Origin of the sequence: Microbacterium sp., assembly GCF_017305435.1 — a bacterium.
In the GTDB taxonomy this organism is placed as follows: Bacteria; Actinomycetota; Actinomycetes; order Actinomycetales; family Microbacteriaceae; genus Microbacterium.
On sequence record NZ_JAFKIP010000003.1, the window covers coordinates 361,636 to 377,671 of the forward strand.

General features: G+C 70.8%; 14 protein-coding genes. 4 read left to right on the forward strand and 10 right to left on the reverse strand.

Annotation, left to right across the window (positions count from 1 at the left end):
• Window positions 1-84: 84 nt before the first annotated feature.
• Complete coding sequence (locus J0I43_RS05045) at window positions 85-1,248, reverse strand: acyl-CoA dehydrogenase family protein (protein ID WP_292860005.1); 1,164 nt, start codon at window positions 1,246-1,248, stop codon at window positions 85-87.
• A 106-nt stretch (window positions 1,249-1,354) separates the two neighbouring features.
• Entirely contained in the window at window positions 1,355-2,449 is a 1,095-nt protein-coding gene (locus tag J0I43_RS05050; RefSeq protein ID WP_292860008.1) for a M15 family metallopeptidase, read from the reverse strand.
• A 107-nt stretch (window positions 2,450-2,556) separates the two neighbouring features.
• Here J0I43_RS05050 and J0I43_RS05055 point away from each other — a divergent pair, with 107 nt between their 5' ends.
• Entirely contained in the window at window positions 2,557-3,612 is a 1,056-nt protein-coding gene (locus tag J0I43_RS05055; RefSeq protein WP_292860011.1) for an Rv2578c family radical SAM protein, read from the forward strand.
• Window positions 3,613-3,623: 11 nt separating this feature from the next.
• On the opposite strand, the gene J0I43_RS05060 is transcribed toward J0I43_RS05055, so the two are convergent.
• Window positions 3,624-4,124: a GNAT family N-acetyltransferase gene (locus tag J0I43_RS05060; protein ID WP_292860014.1), complete on the reverse strand. Its 501-nt coding sequence runs from the start codon at window positions 4,122-4,124 to the stop codon at window positions 3,624-3,626.
• Window positions 4,125-4,241: 117 nt separating this feature from the next.
• Window positions 4,242-6,416 carry a DEAD/DEAH box helicase gene (locus J0I43_RS05065; protein WP_292860017.1) on the reverse strand — a complete coding sequence of 725 codons (2,175 nt, stop codon included), beginning with the start codon at window positions 6,414-6,416 and terminating at the stop codon, window positions 4,242-4,244.
• A 315-nt stretch (window positions 6,417-6,731) separates the two neighbouring features.
• On the opposite strand from J0I43_RS05065, the gene J0I43_RS05070 reads away from it, so the two are divergent.
• Complete coding sequence (locus J0I43_RS05070; protein WP_292860020.1) at window positions 6,732-7,790, forward strand: DUF998 domain-containing protein; 1,059 nt, start codon at window positions 6,732-6,734, stop codon at window positions 7,788-7,790.
• Window positions 7,791-7,817: 27 nt separating this feature from the next.
• Here J0I43_RS05070 and J0I43_RS05075 read toward each other — a convergent pair whose 3' ends face one another.
• Window positions 7,818-10,982, reverse strand: coding sequence for an efflux RND transporter permease subunit (locus J0I43_RS05075; RefSeq protein WP_292860023.1), 3,165 nt, complete (start codon window positions 10,980-10,982; stop codon window positions 7,818-7,820).
• Between the two features lie 169 nt (window positions 10,983-11,151).
• Here J0I43_RS05075 and J0I43_RS05080 point away from each other — a divergent pair, with 169 nt between their 5' ends.
• Window positions 11,152-12,099, forward strand: coding sequence for a hypothetical protein (locus tag J0I43_RS05080; RefSeq protein ID WP_292860025.1), 948 nt, complete (start codon window positions 11,152-11,154; stop codon window positions 12,097-12,099).
• A gap of 32 nt (window positions 12,100-12,131) precedes the next feature.
• Here the strand turns inward: J0I43_RS05080 and crcB are convergent, their stop codons facing one another.
• The 4 genes from crcB to J0I43_RS05100 form a co-directional block, all read right to left on the reverse strand.
• Window positions 12,132-12,506, reverse strand: a complete 375-nt coding sequence (gene crcB / locus J0I43_RS05085) for a fluoride efflux transporter CrcB (protein WP_292860028.1) — start codon at window positions 12,504-12,506, stop codon at window positions 12,132-12,134.
• The gene (locus tag J0I43_RS05090; protein ID WP_292860031.1) at window positions 12,503-12,934 is read right to left on the reverse strand and encodes a CrcB family protein; all 432 of its coding nucleotides are present in this window, start codon (window positions 12,932-12,934) and stop codon (window positions 12,503-12,505) included. The genes crcB and J0I43_RS05090 overlap by 4 nt, the downstream gene beginning before the upstream one ends.
• 110 nt (window positions 12,935-13,044) lie before the next feature.
• On the reverse strand, window positions 13,045-14,007 hold the full coding sequence (locus J0I43_RS05095; protein WP_292860034.1) for a DNA topoisomerase IB: 963 nt from the start codon (window positions 14,005-14,007) through the stop codon (window positions 13,045-13,047).
• Complete coding sequence (locus J0I43_RS05100) at window positions 14,007-14,276, reverse strand: Rho termination factor N-terminal domain-containing protein (protein ID WP_292860036.1); 270 nt, start codon at window positions 14,274-14,276, stop codon at window positions 14,007-14,009. The genes J0I43_RS05095 and J0I43_RS05100 overlap by 1 nt, the downstream gene beginning before the upstream one ends.
• 141 nt (window positions 14,277-14,417) lie before the next feature.
• Here J0I43_RS05100 and J0I43_RS05105 point away from each other — a divergent pair, with 141 nt between their 5' ends.
• The gene (locus J0I43_RS05105) at window positions 14,418-14,579 is read left to right on the forward strand and encodes a hypothetical protein (RefSeq protein WP_292860039.1); all 162 of its coding nucleotides are present in this window, start codon (window positions 14,418-14,420) and stop codon (window positions 14,577-14,579) included.
• Window positions 14,580-14,668: 89 nt separating this feature from the next.
• On the opposite strand, the gene J0I43_RS05110 is transcribed toward J0I43_RS05105, so the two are convergent.
• The gene (locus J0I43_RS05110; protein WP_292860042.1) at window positions 14,669-15,979 is read right to left on the reverse strand and encodes an esterase family protein; all 1,311 of its coding nucleotides are present in this window, start codon (window positions 15,977-15,979) and stop codon (window positions 14,669-14,671) included.
• Between the last annotated feature and the right edge of the window lie 57 nt (window positions 15,980-16,036).

Sequence of the window (16,036 nt, forward strand, 5' to 3'; positions counted from 1 at the left end):
CCCGACCCGCTCGATCCAGCCTGCTTTCGAGACGCGGGCGGCGGTGCAGGCGGTGCGCGCGGCGCGGGTCAGCGGGTCAGCGGGTCAGCGCTTGCCGACGATCTGGCGCGAGACGAGGTCGCGCATGATCTCGTTCGTGCCGCCGTAGATGCGGTGGACGCGGGCGTCGAGGTAGGCGCGGGCGATCGGGTACTCGGTGATGTAGCCGTAGCCGCCGTGCAGCTGGACGCCGATGTCGAGGAGCTCCGCCTCGCGGTCGGTCGCCCAGAACTTGACCTTCGCCGCCTCCTCCGCCGTCAGCTTCTCGTCCGCGTAGAGCTCCATCGCGCGGTCGATGTAGGCCCACATGACGTCGACCGTCGTCGCCATGTCGGCGAGACGGAAGCGGGTGTTCTGGAAGTCGGCGATCCGCTCGCCGAACGCCTCGCGGCTGATGACGTAGTCGCGCGTCCAGGCGAAGGCAGCCTCGCCGGCGGCAGCCGCGGCGACCCCGATCGACAGGCGCTCGAGGGGCAGGTTCATCATGAGCTGGATGAAGCCGAGGCCCTCTTTGCCGCCGATGAGGTTCGCCTCGGGCACGAACACATCGGTGAAACTGAGCTCGGCGGTGTCCCAGCCGTGGAAGCCCATCTTCTCGAGCTTCTTCGAGTGATCGAACCCCTCCATCCCGTCTTCGAGGATCAGCAGGCTGAAGGCATCCGGGCGATTCCCCTCGCCGGTCTTGACGAAGGTGACGACGATATCGGCGGTCTTGCCGGAGGAGATGAAGGTCTTCGCGCCGTTGACGAGGTAGCCGCCGTCGACCTTCTTCGCCGTCGTCTTGATGCCCCGCAGGTCGCTGCCGGCGCCGGGTTCGGTCATCGCGAGGGCGCCGAGGATCTCGCCGGTCGCCATGCCCGGCAGCCACTTCTCCTTCTGCTCCTGCGTGCCCATGTGCACGATGTAGGGAACGGCGAGGTCGTCTTGGATGCCGAGGGCGCCGGCGAGCGACCCCTGACCCGCGCCGATCACCTCTTCGAGCACGATCGCGCGGAAGCGGTAGTCCTGCAGCATGCCCGCGCCGCCGAACTCCTCGGGAACGGAGAGGCCGATGATGCCGGCGTCCCCGGCGGCGCGCATCGTGGCGCGGTCGACCTCGCCGTCGGCCTCCCACTGCTTGCGCTTCTCCTCGGTGGCGTAGCGCTTCACGAACTCCTTGACGACGTCGCGGAACGCCTCGTGGTCCTCGTCGTAGATGTTGCGCTCCATGCTGCGCCTGCCTTCCGTGTCTCGTCGTCGAGCCTGACGTGGGGGGACGATGTCCCGGCATCCATGGTACTGGGTTTCACCGGTCGTGGCATCCGGTCGCGGGCTGTCAGTCGACGTAGTCGGGCGCGGGAGGAAGGCCGAAGAAGTCCTCGAGGGTGTGGAATCCGCCGTCGTGATACACCTGCGCGAGCTCCGGGCCGATGTAGCGCAGATGCCAAGGCTCGGCCTGGTACCCGGTGATGGCCGTGTAGCCGTCCTCGTAGCGCACGATGAAGCCGAACCGCCACGCGTTCGCGGCGACCCAGGCGCCCTGCGCCGTGCCGCCGAACGACTCGATCGCCCCGCAGCCGCCGTCGCAGGCTGCGACGTCCGTCGCGAGACCCGTCTGGTGCTCACTGAAGCCGGGGCGGGCGCTCTGCAGGTCGGCGGACTCCCGCCCGAGCGAGTTCACGTAGCCGTTGTAGGTGCGTGTCTGCGAGTCGAACGACCGGAAGGCGCTGTTGAGGCCGATCGCGCCGACGCCCTCGGCCTGCGCGGCGGCGACCAGCGCCGTCAGGGCATCGGCCGCGGCAGGGCGCAGCCGCCCGTCGACGGTGCGCTGCATGTCGGCAGGGGCGACGACGGTGTCGGGCTCCCATTCGAGCGGGCTCAGGGGACGCTGCTTGTTGACGACGACCCACTCCCGCACGGGATCGGCGAGGTTCACGCACGGCGCCGACCCCGTGGCCACGAGGTCGCGGAAGGCGGTCGCGCCGCCCAAGGCGGCGATCACGTCGGCATCCGACCCCTGGGCCAACGCCGTCGACACCGCGGGGTCGTCGCACCCCGCCGCCACGACGGTCGCCGCGGACTGCGCGGGCACGGGCAGGGAGGTCACCGCGGGAACGGGGTCCACGCGCGTCTGCTGCGTGGCATCCGCCGTGGTCGACCCGCCGCGCCCGCCGAGGGCGACCGCTGCCGCGACGGCGGCGATGAGCAGGATCGCCGCGGCGGCGATGACGAGCAGCCGCGTGCGCGGCCGGGCGACGCGCGCTCGGCGGGTGCCGTCCGCGAGGGCGCCCGCCGCGGCTCCCGCGGACACGGCCTGCGCGGCTGTGCGCGCGCTCGGCTCCGCCCCCGGCGTCGCCGCGGCATCCGCATCGGCACGCTCGCGCTCGGCGCGGAGCGCGCGTCGAGACGGCAACGGCTCGGGAGGGATCACCCACCCATTCTGACGTGCGCAGCCGTGACCTCGCCGAGAGCGATCATCTCTCCATCTTCACGAAGCACCCCCTTGCGCGATTTTCGAATCTCTGTTCCACTGATCGTATGCGGTGGCACGGACAGACTCTCGAACAGACGGACGCTGCGGCGCTCCCGGGTCTCGAGGCGTTGGGTGCACTCGTGCGCTCGGTCCGCACACCCGCCTTCCAGGGGATGACCTTCCACGAGGTGCGCGCGAAGTCGGCGCTGAACCATGTGCCACGCGGGTCGGCGATGCCGTTCGACTGGACGGTCAACCCGTATCGGGGCTGCACTCATGCGTGCGCCTATTGCTTCGCCCGCAACACGCACACCTACCTGGATCTCGACGCGGGCCAGGACTTCGATCAGCAGATCATCGTGAAGACGAACGTCGGCGACGTGCTGCGACGCGAGCTCGCGAAGCCGACCTGGGCCCGTGAACCGGTCGCGCTCGGCACGAACACCGACCCCTACCAGCGTGCCGAGGGGCGCTACGCGCTCATGCCCGGGATCATCGCGGCCCTCACCGACAGCGGAACCCCGTTCTCGATCCTGACGAAGGGCACGCTCCTCCGCCGCGACCTGCCGATGCTGACGGATGCCGCGGCATCCGTCCCCGTCTCGATCGCGATGTCGATCGCGGTCTTCGACGACGCGCTGCAGCAGTCCCTCGAGCCGGGCACACCCACGTCCGCGGCGCGGCTCGCGACGGTGCGGGCGGCCGCCGATGCCGGGTTCCGCGTGACGGTGTTCCTGATGCCGATCCTGCCTCACCTCACCGACTCGACGCGGGCAGTGGACGACGCCCTCGCCCGTATCCGCGCCGCGGGGGCGGCCCGGGTCGTGTTCGGCGCGCTGCATCTGCGGCCCGGTGCGAAGGAGTGGTTCTGGGACTGGCTCTCCCGTACCCGACCCGAGCTCGTGCCGCTGTACCGCGGGCTGTACCCCGGGGCATCCGCCTACGCGCCGGACGGCTACCGCAAGGAACTCGTCGCGCGCGTCCGCCCGCTCCTGCGCCGGCACCGGCTCACCGGAGGCGCCGAGGAGGACGTCGAGAGCCGGCCGCCGCGCCCGGGGCCCGTCCGGACGACGGGTCGAGCGAAGGTGGGTGCCGGGGCGGGCGAGGCCCGGCTGTTCTGACGGTCGGGGGCTCAGCCGTCGAGGTCCTGCGCCCAGACCCCGACGCGCAAAACCGTGTCCCGGTAGGGGAGCTTGGCCTCACCGCGGCGGAGGAACCCGGATGCCGCGCACAGGCGGCTCGACGGGAGGTTGTCCACCGCGGGAAACGCCACCAGCGTGCGGTGCCCGGCACGCGCGCGAGCATCCGCGATCGCGAGGGCCACGGCGCGCGCGGCGATGCCCTGGCCCTGGGCATCCGGCACGACGAACCATCCCATCTCGGTGACCGGAGCACCCTCCCACTCAGACGGCCACCAGTTCACCCCGCCCACGCCGACACCGACACCGCCAGACTCGATCGCCTGCACGCCGTAGGCAGGATCGCGCACCAGCCGGAGGTACTTCTCATGGCGGGCCACGACGGCATCCGGCGCTTCGGGGCCGCCCAGGTGTGCCGTCATCTCGGGCGCATTCGCGGCGACGAGGAGCGGCAGGTCATCGTCGCGCCACGGGCGCAGGCGGATCTCGATCACGGTCCGATTGTCCTCCCGGCATCCGACACGATCAGTGTTCCCCCACGCCCGAGAACGCACAACAGCACCGATCCCAGTCGGGAACGGTGCTGTTGTGTGTTCTCGCGGGCAGGGGCGCTACGCGGGGACCACCTGACGTCCGGCCAGTTCCTCGATGAGGTCGTCTCCCGGGCGGGCATCCTCGAAGGGCGCGTCGATCTCGGCCCGATCGAGCATCTCGGTCATGCGGCGGCGACGCTGGCGGGTGATGAGGGTCACGACCGTGCCGCTGCGCCCGGCCCGCCCGGTACGGCCCGACCGGTGCAGGTACGTCTTGTACTCGTCGGGGGCATCCGCCTGGATCACCAGATCGATGTCGTCGACGTGGATGCCGCGCGCCGCGACATCCGTCGCCACCAGCACATCGACCCGCCCCGAGGTCAGCCGCTCGAGGTTGCGCGTGCGCTTGGCCTGGTTGAGGTCGCCGTGCAGCGCGACCGCCTTGATGCCGGCGTCGTCGAACTGCTCGGCGAGCATCTCGGCGTACGCGCGGGTGCGGGCGAAGACGAGCGTCTTGCCGCTGCGGTCGACGAGGCTCGTGAGGATCTCGGCCTTGTCGCGATGGTCGATGACGAGCACGCGATGGTCGATCGTGCCGGAATCCTGGTCCTCACCGGCGACCTCGTAGACGGCCGGCTCGACGAGGAACTCGTCGACGAGCGCGGCGACCTCGCGGTCGAGCGTCGCGGAGAAGAGGAGCTTCTGCGCCTCCGCCGGCACGAGGCGCAGAAGGCGCTGCATCGGCTCGAGGAAGCCGAGCTCCGACATGTGGTCGGCTTCGTCGAGAACGACGATGCGGATCTCCGAGAGATCGAGCTTGCCCTGCTCCTGCAGGTCTTCAATGCGGCCCGGTGTGCCGATCACGATGTCGACGCCCTTCTTGAGCGCGCCGACCTGGCGCGCCTGCGGCACACCGCCGTACACCTGCGTCGTGAAGAGGCCCACGCTCCGTGCGATCGGCTGGATCGTGCGGTCGATCTGCAGGGCGAGCTCACGCGTCGGGGCGAGGATCAGCGCCTTCGGGCTGCGGCCGAACTCGCGACGCTTGCCCGCCTGGCTGCGCAGGATCGATTCGACCAGCGGAGCGCCGAACGCGATCGTCTTGCCCGATCCGGTGCGTCCCCGCGCGAGGACGTCCTTGCCCTCGAGGATCGGCGCGATGGTCGCTGCCTGGATCGGGAACGGCGAAGCCGCCCCGAGTCCCTCGAGCGCGCGGACGATGTTGTCGCCGAGCCCCAGGGCGCCGAACGTCACGCCCGCGACCTCTTCGGCCTGGATGGCCTCGGCCTGGAGCTTCTCGTGCACGGTGTCGGCGTGCTCCTCGTAGGCCTTGCGCTTCGCGGCATCCTTCGCGTCGGCGTGCCAATCCGAGCGGTTCCCGGCATAGGCCGGGCGGTCGTCCCGACGGGGACGGTCGTCGTACGACCTGGCCGGGCGGGCGTCCCGACGCGGGCGGTCGTCGTACGACCGGGTCGGGCGGTCGTCCCGACGGGGACGGTCATCGCGGGCGGGGCGGTCATAACTCCTCCGATCCGCGCCGTTCTGGCCGGAATCACGCCGATTCGGGCGTTCCGAGCCCGGATCGAAGGAGTTCTGCACACGCCGGTCGCCGTACCGGTGGTCATCGCGGCGCGGACGGTCGTCGACGGCGCGGCGGGGGCGGTCGTCGCGGAACGACGGGCGGGCGTCGCCGAAGGTCCGACGGTCGTCGCGTGGCTGACGCTCGCCGCGGGGACGGTCGTCGTACGAGCGGGCGGGACGGTCGGAACTCCGGCGATCCGAGCCGTTCTGGCCGAAATCACGCCGGTTCGGGCGCTCCCGTCCCGAATCGGAGGAGTTTTGTGCACGCGCATCGTCACGCGCCGGCCGAGCATCCCGGCGGGGGCGGTCGTCGTACGACCGAGCGGGGCGGTCGTCGTACGACCGGGCAGGACGATCGTCGTACGACCGCGCAGGCCGGTCATCCCGACGCGGACGGTCCTCGCGCCCGGCGGAGTGCGAACGGATGCCGCGGGCCTCGTCGCGCCCCGCGCGCTCCTGCGCGTTCCAGCGCTGCTTCTTGGCGGGAGCACCGGCGTCGGTGGACGCCTCCGGCCGATAGCCGCGGTGATTCGGGCTCTTCGAGCCGGGCGTGCCGGCGGACGACTGGCCCGGGCGACGCTTGGCGTCCTGGTAGGAGGTCTTCTTCGCGCCGTAACGCGGCTCGAAACTCTGCGCGCGGCTCCCGCCGGCGGGCTTCTTGTTCTTGGGCATCGGGTGTCCTTCTGGGTTGCTTGCACGAGAACAGCACCCACCCATGCAGCGAGATCCGCGACAGCGGAGAGGAGCGAGGCGGGCTGCCCGGGCGTTCATCGGCCGGGGCCATTCAGTGATGGTTCATGCGCGCCGATCGGCGCTCACCATCGGCCCCTGACTCACAAAGCACTCACGAACCCATCCGCGCACACGCGCGGCGTCCAGAGCCGACCGCACGAGTCTACCGGGCGAGTCTGGGAGACTCCCTCCGCCCAGCCCGCCGCCACGCACGGGGGTGACTTCCGCCCTCCGCGCCGGCCCTACACTGACCCCATGCCCGCGACTTCGACCGAATCGGCCGCCCCGCACGCCACTCTCCGCGCCGAATCCGAGGCGATCCTCGCCGCGATGATCGCGGGCATCGCGGGCGGCGCGCTCGGACTCGGGCTCGGGCTCGTGCACGCGACGGCGAATCTGTGGGGGCCGGCGAGCTTCGCAGTGTGGGCCGGCGGTGCCGCCGCCGCGGCGGCGGCGGTGAGCTCGGCCGTCGGCTACTGGCGGGCGCGGACCACCGACGGGCAGGAGTGGCGCCGCGAGATCGCAAACTGGCGGTACGCGCTGTCGACGGCATCCGTCGTCATCGCGCACGTCTCGCTCGCGGCCATCGCGACGATCGCGATCTTCGCCGTGCTCGCGCGCTCGTTCATCGGCGTCGAGCTGAACGCGTTCTGGACGACCGTCCTCCTCGCGGTGACCGCCGGCATGGCCGCCTGGCTCGCCTACTTGTCGGCGTCGCGGATGACGACGCAGCGCCTCACGAGCCTCCTCGTGGCGTTCATCGCGATCGGCACGGTCTCCGCGATGCTGACGACGAGCGACCCGAAGTGGTGGGAGTACCACTTCAGCCAGCTCGGCACCTTCAACGACCTGTCGAGCTTCCTCTTCAACGGCACGCTCATCGCCGGCGGGCTGCTCGTGACGACCTTCACCCTGTACGTCGGCCACGACCTGGCCGCGCTCGGCGAGTCTCCCCGCGGCACGCGCATCGTCACGACGGCCCTCGCCGTCATGGGCGTCATGCTCGCGTGCGTCGGGATCTTCCCCGTGGACGTCAACATGCTGCTGCACAACCTGTCGGCATCCGGCATGGCGCTCATGTTCCTGCTGCTGCTCGTCGGCGGACCGTGGATCGTGCGGCGGATGCCGCGCGCCTACTTCCTCTCGTCGTGGGCGTTCCTCGCGGCGCTCGTCGTGTCGATCGTGCTGTTCGCGGTCGGCTACTTCGGGCTCACGGCGTTCGAGATCATCGTGTTCGCGCTGATCTTCGGATGGCTCGCGGTGTTCATCCGGTTCATGGGCGTCGCCGACCAGCCCGAGCCGCTGCAGGTCTGAATCACCGCACCGGCAGCGTGTCGCCGATCAGCCCTCGTGCTGCTCGCGCAGCGCGCGGCGCGGGTGCAGGTCGGTCGTGTCGACGGGCGTGAGGTCGATCCCCTCACGATCCTCGCGCCGAGCGGCCCGACGCTCGCGCGCCCCCTCGACGAGGTTGTACAGCGTCGGCAGGACGAGCAGCGTCAGGACCGTCGACGAGATGAGCCCGCCGATCACGACGATCGCGAGCGGCTGCGAGATGAACCCGCCGTGGCCCGTGATGCCGAGAGCCATCGGAGTGAGGGCGAAGATCGTCGCGAGCGCCGTCATGAGGATCGGGCGGAGGCGTCGCGAGCCGCCGGCGACGACGGCGTCATGCGCCGACAACCCCTTCTCGCGGTACTGGTTCACGAGGTCGACCAGCACGATCGCGTTCGTCACGACGATGCCGATGAGCATGAGCACGCCGATGAGGGATGCCACACCGAGCGGCACGCCCGTCGCGATCTGCAGCAGGATCGCGCCCGTCGCCGCGAACGGCACCGACACGAGCAGCAGCAGCGGCTGGCGCAGCGACTTGAACGTCGCGACCATCACGATGTACACGATGAGGATCGCGGCGAGCATCGCGAGGCCGAGCTGACCGAAGGCATCCTGCTGCTGCGTGAGCACGCCGCCGATCTCGGCGTCGGCGCCCGTGGGCAGGTCGAGGTTCTTCAGCGCCGCCGTCACCGTCGCGCTGGCCGTGTTGAGGTTGTCGGTCGACGGGGTGACCGTGACCGTCGCGGTGCGCTGCCCGCGCTGCGTCGTGATCGAGGTCGGGCCCTGGCTCTCGGCCACGGTCGCGACCTGGTCGAGGGCCAGCGGACCGGCCGCGGTCGGGATCTGCAGCGCTTTCAGCTCGTCGATCGTCGCGGGGACGGATGCCGCCTGCAGGTAGACCGTGACGGCGGTGCCGTCGAGTTCGACCGTGCCGGCCTGGCGCGGCTGCATCGTGTTCGCGACGAGCGCGCCGACCGTGACCTCCGAGAGCCCGAGCGACGCGGCCTTGGCGCGATCGACCGTCACGGCGACGTACGGCAGCGAGGCGGCGAGGTTCGACGTGACCTGGCCGATGCCGTCCTTGCCCTGCAGGGCCGCGACGACGGCATCGGTCGCCGTCTGCAGCGTGTCGGCGGCGGGGGCGGTGACGTCGATCTCGACGTTGCTCGAGGCGAACCCGCCCTGGCCGGCCGACACCGTGATGTCGCCCACGTCGGCGAGGGCGGATGTCGCGTCCTCGACCTCCTGGCGCACCTTCTCCTGATCGGCGGACGTCTCGGTCGTGATCGAGTACGTGATGCCCGACGAGCCGCCGGCGAACGCGTCGCGGATCGCCGAACCGCTCGAGCCGATCGAGGTCTGCACGGTCTTGATGCCTTCGACCCCGAGGATCGCCTGCTCGACCTTCTGCGCGGCGGCGTCCTCGGCATCCAGCGACGCCGCCGGGGCGAGCCTCTGGGACACGGTGAACGTGTTCTGCCCGCTGTCCCCGAGGAAGTTCGTCTTCATGAAGGGGGCGGCGGCGAGGGTGCCGCCGAGGACGAGCACGGCGACGAGGAGGGTCACCCACGAGTGCCTCAGCGTCCACGACAGGATCGGGAGGTAGCCCTTCTGCAGGCGCGTCGGCGGCGCGTCGGGGTGCTCGGGGTCGATCGGGTTGCCCGCGGCATCCTGCACCTCCTTGCCGGGCTTGAGGAACCAGTACGCCAGCACCGGCACGATCGTCAGCGCGACGAACAGCGACGCGGTCATCGCGATCGTGACGGTGAGGGCGAACGGACGGAAGAGCTCGCCGGTCATGTCGCCGACGAATGCGATCGGCAGGAAGACGGCGACGGTCGTGATCGTGGATGCCGTGATCGCGGCGGCCACTTCGCGCACCGCGAGGCGGATCGCGTCGCCCTTGTCGGCGTCGCCCACGTAGTGCCGTTTGATGTTCTCGATCACGACGATGGAGTCGTCGACGACGCGGCCGATCGCGATCGTGAGGGCGCCGAGCGTGAGGATGTTCAGCGAGTAGCCGAACGCCTGGATGCCGACGAAGGTGATCAGCACGCTCGTCGGGATCGAGATCGCCGCGACGAGCGTCGAGCGCACCGACAGGAGGAACACGAAGATCACGAGGACGGCGAAGACGAGGCCCAGCAGGCCCTCCTGCGCGAGCGACTCGATCGACTGCTCGATGAACGGCGCCTGGTCGAAGACGACGGTGAACTGGGCCTGGGTGCCGATCGCGTCCTGGAGCTTCGGCAGGAGCTCGGTGACGGCGCGGCTCACGTCGACCGTGTTCGCCGCGGGGAGCTTCGTGATCGAGATCGTCAGCGCGCTCTCGCCGTTCACGCGCGAGATGGAGGTCACCGGGTCCTTCGCGAGGGCGACCGTGGCGACGTCGCCGATCGTGCGGGTGCCCGCGGCGATCTGCTCGGCGTTCGACGGCACGAGCGGGAGGGACGCGATCTCATCGACCGACGTGATCTTCGCGCCGGTCTGCACCGTGAGGTTCTGCTCGCCCTCGGTCACCGACCCGCCGGGGAACAGCACGCCGTTCTGGTCGAGCGCATCGGTGATGGCGGTCTGCGAGAACCCGGCCGCCGCGAGCTTCGCCTGATCGGGGGTGATCGTGACCCGCTGGCCCTGGCCGCCGACGATGGATGCCGCGGCCACGCCCTTGACGTCCTCGAGATCGGGGATGACGCTCGCCTCGAGCTGGGACTGGATCGTGTCGGCGTCGTCGTAGCCCGTCACGGCGAGCGAGATGACCGGCAGGTCGTCGATCGAGAACGACACGACGTTCGGCTCGACGCCGTCCGGCAGCGTCGACTTGATGCGGTTGATCGCCTGCAGGATCTTCTGCTCGGCCGTCGCGAGATCGGTCCCGTAGGTGAAGGACGCCTGGATGATCGACGCGTTCGTCGTGCTCGTCGCCGTCGTGGACTCGAGACCGGGGATGCCCTGGATCGCTGTCTCGATCGGTGTCGACACGTCGTTGTTCACGACCTCCGGCGACGCACCCGGGTATGTCGTGACGACCGACAGCTGCGGGAACTCGATCGACGGGATGAGTTCCTGCTTCAGGTTCGTCAGGGCGAGCCCGCCGAAGATCGCGGCGACGATCGTGATCAGCGCGATGAGGGCGCGGTTCTTCAGGCTGAGGACGGCGAGGTTCGACACGGAGGACCTTTGCTGAGGGAAGCGATTCCGGCGCCGTTCCCGCCCGATGGCGGCTCGACGCTTCGATACACGGATGTATCGAGGTCATTCTCGCATGCGATGCGTCGGCGAAGGGATTCCCCTGCCACGGCGGAGATAGGCTGGCGGCACCTCGAGGAAGGGCGTCCGCGTGTCAGATCCCGTCGTCGCCGATGCTCCCGCGCCCGTCCCCCCGCCCGCGCCCCCGCGCCGGGCCGTCGGCTGGATCGTCGCCGTCAGCATCCTCGGCGCCCTGCTCGTCGCCGTCGTCGGGGTCTCCGCCTGGCTGTATGTCGAGCGCACGCAGGACCGGGCGACGATCGACGACCAGCAGCGCGAGATCGAGGACCAGCGTCAGCAGCTCGACGAGCAGCGCGAGCTCATCGACCGCAAGGAGGCGTTCGGCGCCGCCGTCGAAGGCCTCCTCGGCGAGGTCGAGGGGATGCGCGGGATGCCGATGGCATCCGTGATCCCCTGGGATTCCTACGACTCGCTGACCTGGCAGGCGTGGAGTCGTCGGTGGGATGTCGAGGGTCTCGATACGAGCATCCGCGCCGTCGAGGACGCACGGGCGCGCCTCGCCGCGGAGCGCGCGGAGGCGGCGGCCGCGGCATCCGTCAACGCGTCCGGCAGCGCGTACGAAGCCGCCCTCGACGCGCTCGGCCAGGGGTACGTGAGCTGGTCGCTGGACGACGTCTGCAGCACCGCCGACGCGATCGCGTGCGTGCGGGCGCTCGACCCGCGCGTCGTGCACGTCGACGTCGCAGCCGAAGCGGAGCCGTACATGACGGATCGGATCCGCACCGGCGTCGCGTACCACGAGTTCGCGCACGTGCTGCAGTTCGCCAACCCCGAGCCGACGGAGACGGCTCTGGATGCCTTCGGTGGCGACCCCGAGACCATGGCCGACTGCTTCGCGCTGACCTTCCTCGACGGCTGGACCCTCGACAGCCGCGTCTGGGACAGCGGCTCCAGCTACTGGGACGTGAGCGTCGGCTACGGCGTCGAGTGCGACGACGCGCAGAAGCAGGTCATCCGCGACTGGCGGAGCCGCCTCGGCGTCCAGGTGCGAGCGATCGGCCCCGGCGCGACGAGCTGACGCCGACACGGCATCCGTCATCGCGGCATCCGTCAGCGGGGGAAGAGTCCGCCGATCGTGAACCCGATCGCGGCCGCGACGACGCACACGACGAGCGTGCCGACGAGGTTCACCCACGCCCAGTCGCGCCGCCCGCGCTGCGCGAGCAGCACCGTCTCGACGGCGACGGCGCTGAACGTCGTGAAGCCGCCGAGGACGCCCGTGCCGAGGATGGTGAGCCAGACCAGGGCGAGGTGGGGGATGCCGGTGAGAAGCCCCAGCAGGAAGGACCCGAGGACGTTCACGACGAGGATGCCGAGGGGGAACGCGGCGCGGCGCCCGCGCATGATGGCGCCGTCAAGCAGATAGCGCGCCCCCGCACCCAGTCCGCCGCCGACGAGAAGGGCCGTGACCTCGAGCGCGTTCACTCGGCCTCCTCCGGGGATTCGATCTCGCCCGGCCGCCCGGCGATGCGCCGACCGAGACCGAGGCCTGCGGCGGCCGCGAGCGCGCCGCCGAAGATCGTGACGGCGGCGAGCACGAGCCCGACGAGCGGCGCGGAGCTTCCCATCGTCACGACGTGCACCGCGAAGGCGCTGTACGTCGTGAATCCGCCCAGCACACCCGTACCGAGGAACGAGCGCCACCGGGGATGCCGGTCGTCGAGCGCCCCGACGACGACACCCAGCAGAAGCGCTCCCGCGAGGTTGATGACGAGGGTGAGAGCGGGGACGAGGAGGGGATGCGCGCCCGCCGAGAACGGCACGGTCAGCGCCGCACGCGCGGCGACCCCGGCCGCCCCGCCGCAGATCACGAGGATCAGCACGACAGGTGAGAACCATGCGGCGCGGGCCATGACCGCAGGCTACCCGACGAGATCGCCGCCTCAGCGGAGATGTCGGCGCAGATCGTCGCCTCAGCGGGAGATTGCGACCATCTGCGACGACATTCCGGGCGCGGGCCCGCTCACCCGAGGATCAGCGCACGGATCGCCGACTCGGGCGAGACGGTCGTGTCGAGCACGACGCCGCGGCGGTACCTCGCGAACACCCGCGGGTCGATGTATGAGCCCCGCGCGACGGTGGGGGTGTTCCCGAGCGCGTCGGAGGCGGCCTTCACGGCCAACACCTCGGCGTGCTTGCGATCGCGCTTCGAGCCGGGCGGACCCAGCCGTGCGAGCGCGTCGGCGGCAAGGATCGTGCCGCGGAGGGTGCGGAAGTCCTTGGCCGTGAACGTCCCCCCGGTCATCGCCCGCACATAGGCGTTGACATCCTTCGGCGTGAGCGGCACCCGCCGCCGGCCGCGCATGTAGGCGAGGAGGGGAGCCGCCGGGCGGCCCGAGGCGAGGCCCGCGACGACCACGGCGAGCTCCGCGTCGTCGATGTCGAGACTCTGCCGCTTGCCGCTCTTGCCGCGGAAGCGCAGGCTCGTGATCGCCCCGTCGACGGCGGCATCCCGGCGGCGGAGCGTCGTGAGGCCGCGGCTGCCGTGACGCGTGAGGTACTTCGCACTGCCGACGCGCGGTGCCGCCTGATCGAGCAGCCGGAACGCCGTCGCGAGCACCCGTTCGCGATCGAGGTCGTCGCGACGCAGCGACGCCGTGACCCGAGCGCGCGCGTGCGGCAGCGAGGCGGCGAGCTGCAGCGCGCGGGCGTACTTGCCCTTGTCGCGCCCCGCGGACCAGTCCGGGTGATACACGTACTGGCGTCGCCCCGCCTCGTCGACGCCCGTCGCCTGGATGTGACCGTCGGATGCCGCGCTGATCCAGACGTCCGTCCATGCCGGCGGGATCACGAGGGCGACGACGCGTTCGCGCTCGGCGGCGGGCAGCGCCGCACCGTCGGCATCCGTGTACCGGAACCCGCTCCCCGAGCGTGTGCGCGTGTAGCCGAGGTCGGTGCCCGGGCGGACGGTCTTCAGCCTCGGCATCAGTCCTCGCGCAGCATGTCGACGAGCTCGGCCTTCCGCTTGCCGGAGTAGCCGTGGAGACCCAGCTCCTTGGCGCGGGCGCGCAGCGCGGCGACGGTCCAGTCCTCGTACGAGCCAGATTCGCCGCCGCGGCGGCCGACGGCCGAGCGACCGTCGCGGGCGGCGGCGTTCGAGATGCGGGCCGCCTTCTGCTTCGACGCGCCTTCCGCTCGGAGCTCCTCGTAGAGCTCGGGATCCTTGATGCTGGCAGGGGTCTCGTTTCTCGGCATACATCGGCCCTATCGCATCGCTCTCACCCGCCGCAAGGGGGGCGGCAAGTGAGAGCGACGGCGGTAGCGTCGGGGTGGCTCCGCCGTCCCCGGAGCCCCGGGCCGCTTCACAAGAGCCGCCCGAACGAAAGGAGTTCCCCCGTGAACATCGCCCTCCTGATCATCATCATCGTGGCCATCGTGCTCGCCATCGTCGGCGGCATGAACGCCGCCCTCAACTGGTTGCTGTGGGTCGCGCTGATCGTCGGCGTCATCGCGCTGATCGCGTTCCTGCTGCGCGTCGTGCGCGGCGGCAGGGCCTGACGCCGCGGCGCGGCAGTCTGCACACGCGAAACGGCCCCGGCATCGCTGGGGCCGTTTCGTGTGCCGTCGCCGCGCCCGGGGCCGTTTCGCTACGGGGCGGACAGTCCGAGCCGGGGGTACAGCGTCTGAAACGCCTTCGGCAGTCCGCCGTTCAGAGCGTCCTGCACGTGCCCCGCGCCGGGGACGATGTACGAGGTGGCCGTGAATCCGGCATTCTGCGCGAGCTGCGCGCTCGCCTGAGCGGCGGCGACGTACACGGGATCGTTCTCTCCGGCGGTGAACACGGCGACGTGCCCCGCGAACGCTCCGGCGTTCTTCTGGATCCACGCCTCGGGCTTGTTCGCCTCGAACGCCGCCTGATCGCCGCCGTAGACGCCCGCGATCGCGGCGTTCGGGTCCTCGGATCCGGCGTACGGCTCGCCGGAGATCGAGATGATGTTCCCCCAGATGTCGGGATGCTGCGTCCCCCAGATGAACGCGCACGCGCCCCCGTTGGAGTATCCCGCGATCGTCCAGAAGGCCGGGTCCTGGATGATGTTCAACCTGCTCTTCGCGTACGCGACGACGTCCGTGTTGATGTACGTCGCGACCCCACCGTAGGTCGAGGAGTCCGTGCACAGCGGGTCCTGGCTCGGATCGCCCAGCTGGTCGGCGACGATCACGATCGGCGCGAGGCCCTTGTTCTGAGCGGCGAGGGCGTCCAGTGCCGTCTGGATGAAGGAGGGGTCGGGGTTGCCGGGCTGGCCCATCATCATGACGACGAGCGGCAGCGCCGGGGCGTCCGGCACCTGAGCCGCGGGCGGAAGATAGATGGAGGCGTCGCGCGGAGTGAACCCGGCCGACGAGGGGATGGCGCTCGCCCCGCTGAGAAGTCCGACCTTCCCCTGCGCGGGCATGTCGGCCGGCGGCGTCCACCGCGCGTACAGCGGACCGCTCGGCGACACGCGGGGACTCGGATGCGGACCGTCCAGCCCGTCGACCTGATCGAGGCTCGAGACCCCGAAGAGCGCCCCGAGCGTCCGATTGATGCCGAACGAGGCATTGATCCCGATCACCGTCGACAGCACCGTCAGGATCGCGACGACGACCGCGACGACCCTCCGCCACGGCGTGACACCCCACAGGCTCGCGATCGCGAGACCGGCCCCGCCGAGGCCCGCACCCGCCCACACCGTGACGGTGAGCGGGAGCCTCTCGCCGAAGGATCCGGCCGCGTCCGCGACCAGCACGGCGCCGACACCGACCGCCGCGCCGGCGAACAGCCCGAACAGACAGCGGGCGATCCACGCGGCACGCGGCGGCCGGGCCAGCAGGATCAGGATGCCGAGGATCGTCAGACCCCACACCGCGAGCGGCACCGGTCCGTCGACGATGTCCGCGCCCGCCAGCCACTTCGGCATCCAGGTCCCCCCTCCGCGCGACACGACGACTCGTCGATGCCGTGCGGATCATGGTAG